Source organism: Alitiscatomonas aceti, from assembly GCF_025567195.1.
GTDB classification, from domain to species: domain Bacteria; phylum Bacillota; class Clostridia; order Lachnospirales; family Lachnospiraceae; genus Alitiscatomonas; species Alitiscatomonas aceti.
Genome location: NZ_JAOQJF010000026.1, coordinates 1 through 10,601 on the forward strand (window position 1 = coordinate 1; position 10,601 = coordinate 10,601).

At 51.8% G+C, this 10,601-nt stretch carries 9 protein-coding genes; 3 read left to right on the forward strand and 6 right to left on the reverse strand.

Annotated features, from left to right (window positions below):
• The first annotated feature begins 190 nt into the window (after positions 1-190).
• A complete protein-coding gene (locus OCV69_RS11895) occupies positions 191-799 on the forward strand; it encodes a 3D domain-containing protein (RefSeq protein WP_262563115.1) in 609 nt (202 codons plus the stop codon).
• A 69-nt stretch (positions 800-868) separates the two neighbouring features.
• Here OCV69_RS11895 and OCV69_RS11900 read toward each other — a convergent pair whose 3' ends face one another.
• Positions 869-2,056 carry a glycine C-acetyltransferase gene (locus OCV69_RS11900; protein ID WP_022273185.1) on the reverse strand — a complete coding sequence of 396 codons (1,188 nt, stop codon included), beginning with the start codon at positions 2,054-2,056 and terminating at the stop codon, positions 869-871.
• Between the two features lie 11 nt (positions 2,057-2,067).
• Entirely contained in the window at positions 2,068-3,108 is a 1,041-nt protein-coding gene (gene tdh / locus OCV69_RS11905) for an L-threonine 3-dehydrogenase (protein WP_022273184.1), read from the reverse strand.
• A gap of 300 nt (positions 3,109-3,408) precedes the next feature.
• Here tdh and OCV69_RS11910 point away from each other — a divergent pair, with 300 nt between their 5' ends.
• Positions 3,409-4,125, forward strand: coding sequence for a 3D domain-containing protein (locus OCV69_RS11910; RefSeq protein ID WP_262563116.1), 717 nt, complete (start codon positions 3,409-3,411; stop codon positions 4,123-4,125).
• 180 nt (positions 4,126-4,305) lie between these two features.
• Positions 4,306-6,021: a CvpA family protein gene (locus OCV69_RS11915; RefSeq protein WP_158359327.1), complete on the forward strand. Its 1,716-nt coding sequence runs from the start codon at positions 4,306-4,308 to the stop codon at positions 6,019-6,021.
• Between the two features lie 92 nt (positions 6,022-6,113).
• Here OCV69_RS11915 and glgD read toward each other — a convergent pair whose 3' ends face one another.
• The 4 genes from glgD to OCV69_RS11935 form a co-directional block, all read right to left on the reverse strand.
• Positions 6,114-7,253 (reverse strand): glucose-1-phosphate adenylyltransferase subunit GlgD, encoded by a 1,140-nt coding sequence (gene glgD, locus OCV69_RS11920; protein ID WP_158359329.1) that lies wholly within the window; start codon positions 7,251-7,253, stop codon positions 6,114-6,116.
• Positions 7,247-8,455, reverse strand: a complete 1,209-nt coding sequence (locus tag OCV69_RS11925) for a glucose-1-phosphate adenylyltransferase (protein ID WP_158359331.1) — start codon at positions 8,453-8,455, stop codon at positions 7,247-7,249. The genes glgD and OCV69_RS11925 overlap by 7 nt, the downstream gene beginning before the upstream one ends.
• A gap of 133 nt (positions 8,456-8,588) precedes the next feature.
• Positions 8,589-9,713 carry a radical SAM family heme chaperone HemW gene (gene hemW, locus OCV69_RS11930; RefSeq protein WP_158359333.1) on the reverse strand — a complete coding sequence of 375 codons (1,125 nt, stop codon included), beginning with the start codon at positions 9,711-9,713 and terminating at the stop codon, positions 8,589-8,591.
• Between the two features lie 15 nt (positions 9,714-9,728).
• A partial coding sequence (locus OCV69_RS11935; RefSeq protein WP_262563117.1) for an NUDIX domain-containing protein occupies positions 9,729-10,601 on the reverse strand: 873 nt, incomplete at its 5' end.

Below are 10,601 nucleotides of genomic sequence, written 5' to 3' on the forward strand. Positions count from 1 at the left end.
TTTTTGGAACAGGTATTAAATTTTTAAAAACAAGATATTCTGAAAAAGAGGAAGGAAAACAATTCATGCGTATGTCGTGAAGATCCGGCTGTTTTTCTTGACATTTAACACTTTTGTAAATATAATGAAATAAATGAAATTTCTTTATGACAAATTGTAATTTTAAGTACGATCAACAGAGAGGTTGCTTATGAAGAAAAATGGATTCTGCCGCGCCGCCATGGCCGGTACTGCCCTGTTCCTTTCCATCGCCGTATTCCCCTCCCAGGCCGCCGAGACCGGGCCAGGCTTTGAAGAAGCCGTGGAGGATACATATGATGGGCCTGAAAGCCCCCTGGAGGCCGCCAAGCCTGCGGACAAAGCCATGGAAGCCGAACCAGCGAAAACGTCCGGAGGCCCCCGGAAGCCAGCAGAAGACGCCAGCGGGATGGCAGACGGCTCCCAGGAAGCTCCCTCTTCAAAGGTAACAGAGACAGAGCCGGAGGAGACCACCGTTCCCGGCAGATCCTATGGAACCTTTAAGATCTCCGCTTACTGCGGCTGTGAAGCATGCAGCGGCGGTCATCTGTACACCTATTCCGGCGCAGTTCCCAAAGAAGACCACACCATCTCTGCCGACCTGGACCAGTTCCCCCTGGGAACGAAGCTCCTCATCGACGGCATTATCTATACAGTGGAGGATAAGGGCAGCGGCGTAGTAGAAAACCACCTGGATATCTATTTTGATACCCACAAAGAAGCCCTGGATTACGGGCTCCAGAAGGTGGAGGTATTTGAGGCAGTCGAGAAAACCCAATAGATCCATAAAAAAGGAAGGGCCCTGTCATCCAGGTTTCCCTTCCTCTTTTTTATCCTTATTTACAGATCCTTAGATCCCCATTTCAGCCTTCACTTCTGCGAAGCACTTCACTGCGAAATCCAGGTCCTCTTTTGTATGTCCCGCAGAAATCTGGGTACGTACACGGTCACGTCCCTTGGGAACTACCGGATAGCAGAAGCCTACTACGTATACGCCCTTATCTAACATACGGCGGGCAAACTCATTGGCAACCTTCGGGTCGTAGAGCATAACCGGAACGATGGGATGCTCGCCCGGAAGCAGATCAAAGCCGATCTTCTCCATCTCTTTACGGAAGTATGCAGCGTTCTCGTGAACCTTGTCACGGAGAGCGGTGGACTCCTCTAACATGTTGATGGTCTCGATGGTAGCGGCACAGATCGCCGGAGCCAGTGTGTTGGAGAACAGGTACGGACGGCTTCTCTGACGAAGAAGGTCAACAACCTCCTTCTTGGAAGCGGTGTATCCGCCGGAAGCTCCGCCCATGGCCTTGCCGAAGGTACCGGTGATGATGTCCACACGGCCCATAACGCCGCAGTATTCAGCAGTTCCGCGGCCATGCTCACCCATGAAGCCAACTGCGTGGCTGTCATCTACCATAACCATCGCATCGTACTCATCAGCCAGATCGCAGATACCCTTTAAGTTTGCGATGTAGCCGTCCATGGAGAATACGCCGTCAGTGGCGATCATGATGCGCTTGCAGCCTGCTGCCCTTGCATCCTCTAACTGCTTCTTTAAGTCTTCCATGTTGTTGTTTTTATAACGGTATCTCTTGGCCTTACATAATCTTACGCCGTCGATGATGGAAGCATGGTTCAGCTCATCGGAAATGATGGCGTCGTCTGCATTTAAAAGGACCTCGAAAAGACCGCCGTTGGCGTCAAAGCAGGAGGAGTAAAGGATCGCGTCTTCCATGCCAACGAATTTTGCGATCCTCTGCTCTAACTCTTTGTGGATCTCCTGGGTTCCGCAGATGAAACGTACAGAAGAAAGACCGAAGCCCCATTTATCATAGCTGGCCTTGGCAGCCTCGATCAGACGGGGATGCGCGGAAAGGCCCAGGTAGTTGTTGGCGCACATATTTACTACGCCGTTGGCTGCTGTTGTATCGATACGGGAGCGCTGGGGTGTTGTGATGATGCGCTCGCTCTTATAGGTTCCTGCCTCACGGATCGCATCTAATTCCGCACGGTAAGTTTCAAATGCTGTCTTCATTGGGTTTCCTCCTATTTCTTCGTTGTCCAGTCTAAGATGACTTTACCGGATTTTCCGCTGTGCATAGCCTCAAATCCCTTTTCAAACTCTGTATAGTGGAATCTGTGGGTGATCGCCGGCTTCAGATCCAGACCTCCCTGTACCATATAGATCATCTGGTGCCAGTTGTCCATCTTACGTCCGTAGATACCCTGCAGTGTCAGGCCTTTTCCGATCACTTCGTTCATATCCATCTGGAACGGGCCGTTGGCCAGACCCAGAAGGCTGATCTTTCCGCCGTTTCTCATAACGGAGATCATCTGCTTTAAGGCAGCTCCGCTTCCGGACATCTCAAGACCCACGTCAAAGCCCTCAACCAGGCCCTGCTCCTTCATAACGGTCATCAGATCTTCTTTTGCAGTATTCACAGCTGCATCTGCGCCCATCTTCTTTGCTAATTCCAGACGGGCATCCTGGATATCGGTGATGATCACGCGGCGTGCTCCTGCATATTTACAGATGGCAACAGCGATGATGCCGATGGGGCCTGCTCCTGTAATAAGAACATCCTCGCCCACAAGATCGAACATTAAAGCGGTATGGGTTGCATTTCCAACGGCGTCGAACATAGCGACTACATCCTCGTCCATGCTGGGATCGATGGCGATCACGTTTGTAGCCGGGATGCATACATACTCAGCAAATGCGCCGTCACGGTCTACGCCCACGCTGTTAGTGTCCTTACACCACTGGATGTTGCCGTTGTGGCAGTTACGGCAGTGGCCGCAGGTGATGTGGCCTTCGCCGGATACGCGCTGGCCAACTGTAAAGCCGGTCACTCCTGCGCCTAATTCTGCGATCTCGCCCACATACTCATGTCCGATTACCATCGGCGGCTTGATGTGCTGGGTGGACCACTCGTTCCAGTCATAAATATGTACGTCTGTACCGCAGATCGCTGTTTTGTGGATCTTGATCAGTACCTCGCCCGGACCCGGAGTGGGAACCGGTACCTGACGCAGCTCTAAACCCGGAGCTGCAGACGGTTTTACAATAGCGTCCATCATTCGCATACAATGTCCCTCCACCAAATACATTTAGTTTTGTTTTGTCTGTTCCACAAAGACATTGTACCACATTCTTCCTTTCATTTCAAGATTTTTTTCATTCTGACCCATTCGGCCCAAAGCCTTTATTTTCCATGGTTTTCCAGCGCTTTCCCAGGAAACGCCGGAAAGCGTTTCCGCCTCCGGGGGTTGACAAAACGAAAAAAATATGTAAAATATAGCTTTGTTTCCAATTTGTTACATTTTTGTTACATCTACATCATACTTTTTTAATGAATGTAACATAAAAGAAAGGATGTTGTAAACATGAAAAAAACAAGACTTGTGGCAGGTCTTCTGCTGGTAATGCTTTTTACCGCAGTCAACTGTGTCATGGCCCTGGCTGGTACTTCAAAGATAAATGGACATTTAGACAGCGTAGAGGGAAAGGCCGTATCCGGCTGGCTCTGGGATCCCGAAAAACCGGAGGAAAGCCAGACCGTCACCGTTACCGTCACAGACGAACACAGCGGACAGGTGGCGGCAGCCGTATCCGTCCTGGCCTCTGAATACCGCGGTGATCTGACCGAGGACGGCATGGGGACCGGAAATTACGGGTTCCATGTGGAGATTGACTGGGATTCCCTCCCCCACTCTTCCTATATTATCAGTCTTTCCTCCGGAAACACGATCATCTCCAGGAAGCTCCGTTATGCATCCGGAGACACGGCTGCCTCCCTGTACCGGAATCTGGTTCCCTTAGGAAGCTTTAAGCTCACCGCCTACTGCCCCTGCCGGATCTGCTCCGAGGGCTGGGGACGGCGTACCAGCTCCGGGGCCCTTGCCACTGCCGGTCACACAGTAGCTGTGGATCCCAGGGTCATTCCCATCGGAAGTCGCCTTCTCATCAACGGCCAGGAATACGTGGCCGAGGACATCGGCGGAGCCGTAAAGGGCCATCACATCGATGTTTATTACAATACCCATGCGGAGACAAGAACCCATGGCACCTCCTCCGCTGAGGTATTTCTGATCCAGGAGTAAGCCTCTGGTATCTGATCCAATTCTTAAAATTCTCTAAAAATTCATAAGAAACTGATGTTTAATTGAAGAAAAATGGTAAGAATGGTATAATAAGAAAATCCAGATTCCGGGAGCGCACGCCCATAAGCGGCACGCCCCCGGAATTTATCACACAGAAAGGGGAACAAATACGTTCGCATTATGAAAAAAAGAAGCTTTTTCTCCGTGTTCGGAGGGATCCTGGTTTCTGCCGTTATCATCTTTCTTCTATATTATACGATGCTTCCGGCCATTAACTTAAAAAGCCAGGATTTTATCATTTTTCTGATCCTGTCAACCCTCATTATCCTGACCGTGAATTTCATCACCTATATGAAGGAATTCCTGTCGGGCCTGGGAAGCCGCGGCAATGTCCGCGTCCGCCAGAACCCTCTTACCGGCCAGATCCAGTTTGAGACCGAGGAAAGGGAACCCGATGAGGTAACTCCCCGCCGTTCCATGGCCAGGCCCTTAAAGATCGGCTTTGGCTTCATCGGAATCCTGATCGCCCTTATGGTGGTGGCCACAATCATCGGCATCCCGTTTTTCAATGCCACCAGGTACCGGGATCTGATCCAGATGGAGACCGGGGATTTCTCTGCCGATGTGGCTGAGATCAGCATGAACCAGATCCCTGTGGTGGATAAGGATACAGCCACCCGTCTGGGAAGCCGGAAGCTGGGCGAGATGACAGAGCTGGTATCCCAGTTTGAGATCGAGAACAACTACACCCAGATCAACTACAATGGGATCCCCTACCGGGTGACTCCTCTGTCCTACGCCGATCCCATTAAATGGCTCTATAACCAGAAAAAGGGACTCCCCGCCTATATCACCGTGAACATGGTGACCCAGCAGACGGACCTGGTATGGCTGGAAAATGGAATGAAATACTCTCCCAGCGAGTACTTCTTCCGGAACATCTACCGCCATATCCGCTTCCTCTATCCTACAAAAATGTTTGAAGAGGTCTCCTTTGAGATCGACGACGAGGGAACGCCTTACTGGGTGGCTCCCACCATCCAGTACCGCATCGGCTGGTGGAGCGGAAAGGACATCGACGGAGCCATCCTTGTGAATGCCGTTACCGGAGAGGCCAATTATTACGAGAAGGACCAGGTTCCCCAGTGGATCGACCAGCTTTATGATTCCGACCTGATCATCTCCCAGTTGGATGACAACGGCCTGTTCCAGAATGGCTACATCAACTCCATCTTCGGACAGAAAAATGTACGCCGCACCACCTACGGCTACAACTATCTGGCCTTGGACGACGATGTCTACCTTTATACAGGCATGTCCTCTGTCACCGGAGACCAGTCCAACATCGGCTTTGTACTGGTGAACCTCCGGACCAAGGCCACAAAATTTTATGCGGTTCCCGGCGCTACCGAGGCATCCGCCATGGCTTCGGCCCAAGGACAGGTCCAGCACTTAAAGTACTCAGCCACCTTCCCTCTGCTCTTAAACGTTTCCGACCGGCCCACCTACTTCATCTCCTTAAAGGATGACGCGGGGCTTGTGAAAATGTATGCCTTCGTAGATGTGGAGCAGTACCAGATCGTAGGCACCGGACAGACCATCGACGAGGCCCGGAAAAACTACCGTACCGCCCTGAACCTGGAGGATGTGGAGACCGGCGGCTCCATGGACGCCCTGGAAAAGGCCGGAACCGTGGACGCGGTGGCCAGTGTGGTCGTTTCCGGCAATACCTGCTATTACTTCACCCTCACCGGAAGCGATACGGTCTACGCCGCCATGGTGACCTTAAATGAAAATCTTCCGTTCCTGGAATCCGGCGACCGGATCTCCTTTACCTATACGGAGGATGAAAAGCCCGCGGCTGTGGCTGAGATCACAGAGATCAAAAAACAATAGCCCGGAAAACTTCTTCTGGACGCATAAAGCTCCCCCGGAACGGCCCAATGGAAAGCCGCTCCGGGGGAGCTTTTTATTTATCTGTCATCCGCCTACACGGTCTGATATTTGGCCACGTATACCTGGAAGCTGTCGGTACCGTAAAGCTCCTTGCCCACAGATATGGTCACATTCTTATCGGTGATCACATATTCCAGTCTGGCACCCTCCTGGACCACGGTATCCTGCATCAGCACACAGTTCTTTACCTTGGCGCCCCTGGCCACCTTCACGCCCCGGAAGAGAACGCAGTTTTCCACCTCTCCCTCAATGACACAGCCATCGGCCACCAGCACGTTTTTTGCCTTGGCGCCGTTGATGTAGCGGGTCGGGTTGTCGTCACGGATCTTGGTGTGGATCTGGTTTCCGGAGAATAAGGCATCCAGATTTTCATCCTCCAGAAGCTTCATATTCTCGTCAAAATAGCTGCGCACATCACAGATCCTGGCAGCATAGCCTGTGTATTCATAGGCCATGACCTTCATCTTCCCCAGCTGGTTTGCCAGGATGTCTCTCTCGAAATATGTATAGCCGCGGACAAAGGCCGTGTTGATCTCATTAATCAGCCGCTCCCGTTCCATCACATAGATGTTCATGGAGAAGTTCTGGATCCCCTCTTCCTGGGAATTCATATAGATCTTTCTCACCTTGCTGCCCTCCAGGCCCAGGGTATAGTAAAGATCCTTCACCACATCGGATTTTCTCGCGCTTTCCGGCAGCTTTTCCTTTTTGTAAACGATGGTCACGTCCGCCCCGCTCTCCTTGTGGGCGTTTAAAAGGGCATTGAAATCAAAGCTGGCGGCGATGTTGGTATCGGCCATGACCACATATTTTTCCTTCTGCTCCTTTAAGAAGGGAAGAATGCTGGCCAGGGCTTCCACACGGCCGTTATAGATCTTCATGTGCTTTTCCGCATAGGGAGGAACGATATTGAGACCTCCGTTTTTCCGCACCAGGTCCCATTCACGGCCGGAGCCCAGGTGATCCATAAGAGAATGGTAATTCTGACGCACGATAATGGAGATATTGTCGATCCCGCAGTTTACCATACTGGATAATAAAAAGTCCACCATCCGGTAACGGCCTGCAAAGGGGATCGAGGCCATGGACCGCTCGGCCACCAGTTCCGGTACAAAGCTGTCATAACTGTTGGGGAAAAGGATTCCCAGAGCATCTACGTTGGAATTTACCATTGTTCTTCACCGCCTTCTACATTTTTATTGACCATGGCATTGGGACCCACGATGGCCCCGTCTCCGATCACAACGCCGGAGCCCACAGTAGCGACGCCCTTTTCTCCGTCCTTGGGCATTGCTCCCACCACTGCCTTCTTTCCAATGGTCACGTTTTCCGCCACGATACAGTGCTTCACCACGGCTCCTGCCTGGATCACAGAGCCGCCCATGACCACAGCATCCTCCACTTCCGCTCCGGCTTCCACCTTAACGCCGGCAAAAAGGATGGAGTGCTTTACATGGCCGTCCACACGGCAGCCGTCGGTGACCATGGAATTTTCCACCAGCCCCTTATTTCCGATCTTATGACCGGTCATACCGCTGTTGCGGCTGTATATCTTCCAGTTTTCATCAAACAGATTGATGCCGCTGTGCTCCGGGTCCAGGACCTCCATGTTGGCCTCCCAGAGAGAGGAGATGGTCCCCACATCCTTCCAGTAGCCGTCAAAATGGTAGGCGTACATATTTCTCCCGTCCTTTAACAGATTGGGAATGATGTTATTGCCGAAATCGTTTTCAGAATTGGGATCTTCCTCGTCCTCGATCAGGTACTTCTTCAGCACATCCCAGTTGAAAATATAGATACCCATGGATGCCAGGTTGGATTTGGGATTTTTGGGCTTTTCCTGGAATTCAGTGATCTTATCGTTTTCATCAGCCACCATCAGTCCGAACCGGGATGCCTCCTCCCACGGAACCTCCATGACAGCCACACTGAACTCTGCATTCTTTTCCTTGTGGAACCGAAGGAAATCGCTGTAATCCTGTTTGCAGATCTGGTCTCCGGAAAGGATGATCACATACTGGGGATCATATCTTTCAATGAACGGAATATTCTGGTAGATCGCGTTGGCGGTTCCCTTGTACCAGTCAGAGCCGGAGGCCTTCTGATACGGCGGCAGCACATGGACGCCCCCATAAAGACGGTCCAGATCCCAGGGCTGCCCATTGCCGATGTATTCATTTAATACCATAGGCTGGTACTGGGTCAGGATCCCCACCGTATCGATCCCGGAATTGACACAGTTCGACAGCGGAAAGTCAATGATCCTGTACTTTCCGCCAAAGGGAACTGCCGGTTTTGCCAGCTTCTGGGTCAGGGCATATAAACGGGAACCCTGGCCGCCGGCAAGCAGCATTGCAATCATTTCTTTTGCCATAAGTCTTTCCCCCTGAAATAATAAAAAATCTCATATACAAATTTTAACATAAAAATGCAAAAACCGATAGTCTTTTTACATATTATTTGTTTTTTAATTGGATATTTATGGCAAAAATTCCAGTATTCTTCAATTATTGCAAAAATTCCGCCATTACATAATTACTCACATCCATGCCATAATCCGTCAGCCGGAACCTGCCGTCTGAAAGAACGGCGGCTCCCTCCTTCTCCAGCCGCTCCATGAGACCGGGATAAACGTCCTGGGCCCGCTCCCCGAACCGCTCTTCAAATTCCTTTAGGGAAACGCCTTGGACCAGTCTGAGACCTACGTAAAAAAATTCCTCCTCCATGTCTTTTTTCGTCAGGATCTCCTGTTCCAGCCGCTTCCCCGGTTTCTCTCCCAGGTAGATCCCCAGATCCCGCTCATTGCAGAACCTGCATCCATTCACATAAGAGGAGGCTCCCAGTCCCAGCCCAAGGTAGGAAACCCCCGTCCAGTATCCGAGATTGTGACGGCATTCCATTCCAGGTCTGGCATAATTGGAGATCTCGTACCGTTCATAGCCCCGGTCCTTTAAAAACTCCCGGGTCCGGTGGTACATCTCCCGCTCCGCATCCTCATCCGGAAGGATCCCGTCCCCCCGCCCATTTCCATATGCTTCAAAAAAGGGGGTGCCTTCCTCGATGATCAGACTATACGCGGAAATATGCTCCGGGTCCAGGTCTGCTGTTTTTTTCAGCGTATCCATCCAGCTTTCCACCGTCTGTCCCGGCAGGGCGGACATGAGGTCCACATTGAGGTTGGAAAAACCGGCCTCCCTGGCCAGCCAGAAGCTTTCCATAAACCCCTCCCAGGTATGGATCCGTCCCAGGGCCTTTAATTCCCTGTTATCCGCCGACTGGAGGCCGAAGCTTAACCGGTTGATCCCGGCCTCCCGGTAGATCCGGAGCTTTTCCCGGTCCACGGTCCCAGGGTTGGCCTCCATGGAGATCTCCGCCGTTTCTTCTATATGAAAGGAGGCCCGCAGACAGTCGAAGAGCTCCTTCATCCACCGGGCCTTTAAAACAGACGGAGTGCCGCCTCCCACAAACACCGACGAAACCGGTGTATCATGAAAGCCGGCACTGACTGTCCTTATCTCTTCCATCAGCTTTTCCACATACCGCCTCTGGATCTCCTCCCCCTGGGGAAAGGAAAGAAAATCACAGTAGGCACATTTTTTTACACAGAACGGAATGTGTACATATAGTTCCATCGCTTCTCCGTCCTCCTAATCTGCCTCCGGCCCTGATGTCCCGCCGGATCTTTCTGTATGCTCCGAGAGCCATTTTTTTAAGAGCAGCAGCTCTCCTTCCTGTAAACAGAAGCCATCCGCCTGTGTTTTTGCTGCCTGGCAGGCCTTCTCCAGATCCATCCACCGGACAGATTCCACCTCATCGGCCTGGAGCTCCAGGCGTTCCGCCTCCACCGGCCTTCTGTAAACGTAGACCGCAGCCTTTTCGCGGTTGATAAAGGGCTTTCCGTAAAAGTCCCCCTCATACTGGCTCTCAAAAAAACCGGCAAATTCCAGTTCTTCCTCCGAAGCGGTAATTCCCAGCTCCTCCTTAAGCTCCCGTCTGGCTGACTGGAGGTATCCGTCTCCCGCCGGAATATGGCCGGCGCTGGAAATATCGTAGCAGCCCGCAAAGGAATCCTTCCTGCTGCTGCGCTTCTGGAGCAGCACCTCATGGCTGCCGTCTGGCTTTTCCCGGACCACCCACACATGGCTGGTCCTGTGATAATCGCCCCGTTCATGGACCATGGACCGCTCCCGCACCAGTCCCGAGGGCTCTCCGCCTTCATCCAGCACGTCCAGCAGCTCCATGGACTCTCCGTTTAGGACCGCCTCCGAAAGCCGGTTCCCATAATAATGAAGCTTTAAAGAAAAAAACGGCTCCCCTTCATCCATGAGCCTAAAAAAGATCCGGTCGCCTTCCCACAGGTTTAAACGGTCGATCTCCTCTTTTGGTACCCACTCCAGGGTCCCTTCATCGCAGGGGACCGGCTGGCCGGTGAACCCGTCAGCTGTATAGAGGAACATGTATTCCGCCTCCTGGTCATTAAACAGGAAGGTCACGATCCCCCTTAACTGGTAACTGGTAAG